A 1,101-nucleotide genomic window follows, 5' to 3' on the forward strand; every position below is an offset into this window, starting at 1 on the left:
TTACAACGGTAGCGAAGAGCTTTCTGACGTTTCTGACGCATTCACGCCTCAGAAAGTTGAGTTCATGAAGGCTGGCGGTTCTTACGCGGTTACTTTCGGTAAGAAGCTTCAAACATTCGCAGCTGAAACATTGGGTGTTGAAGCGCCTGTTGTTTACGCAGCATCTAAAGAGATCTCAAACAAAGGCCAAGGCCTAACTGCCGTTGAAAAAATCTTCAACCGCAATGCAGTTGGCGTAACGTCTAAAACTCCTCTACATACTGGTTCAGACGTTCGCGTTAAAGTGAACATCGTTGGTTCTCAGGACACTACTGGTCCAATGACTTGCCAAGAACTAGAAGCAATGGCTGCTTCTACTATCTCTCCAGATGTTGATGGTGCTTTCCAATCAGGTTGTCACACTGCTTCTGTATGGGATAACAAAGCGAAAGCGAACACGCCTAAGTTGATGGCATTCATGAACGCATTCGGCGTAATCACTGCACGTGACCCGAAAGGTGTTTACCACTCAATGACTGACGTAATCCACAAAGTATTGAACGACATCACTGTAGATGACCGTGCAATCATTATCGGTGGTGACTCACACACGCGTATGTCTAAAGGTGTAGCGTTCGGTGCAGACTCAGGTACAGTTGCAATTGCATTAGCAACTGGTGAAGCAGCAATGCCAATCCCAGAGTCAGTAAAAGTAACCTTTAAAGGTTCTATGAAGCCACACATGGACTTCCGTGACATCGTACACGCGACTCAAGCACAAATGCTTAAGAAGTTCGCTGGCGAAAACGTTTTCCAAGGTCGTGTTATCGAAGTACAAATCGGTACTCTACTTGCTGACCAAGCGTTTACCTTCACTGACTGGACTGCAGAGATGAAGGCGAAAGCGTCTATCTGTATCTCTACTAACGAAACTTTGATCGGCTCACTAGAGCTTGCTAAGTCACGTATCCAGATCATGATCGACAAAGGCATGGACAACGAAGCACAGATGCTTAAAGGCTTGATCGCGCTTGCTGACAAGCGTATCGCTGAAGTGAAATCTGGCGAAGCTCCAGCACTTGCTCCAGACGACAACGCGAAGTACTACGCAGAGCTTGTTGT

The 1,101-nt window shown here is 46.6% G+C and carries 1 protein-coding gene; it reads left to right on the plus strand.

The genetic code is table 11. The annotated features are described in order from the left end of the window. Window positions 1-1,101 (plus strand): aconitase family protein (locus tag A3738_RS03310; protein ID WP_255376136.1); only part of this gene is annotated, 1,101 nt, incomplete at both ends.

Source organism: Oleiphilus sp. HI0066 (assembly GCF_001635725.1).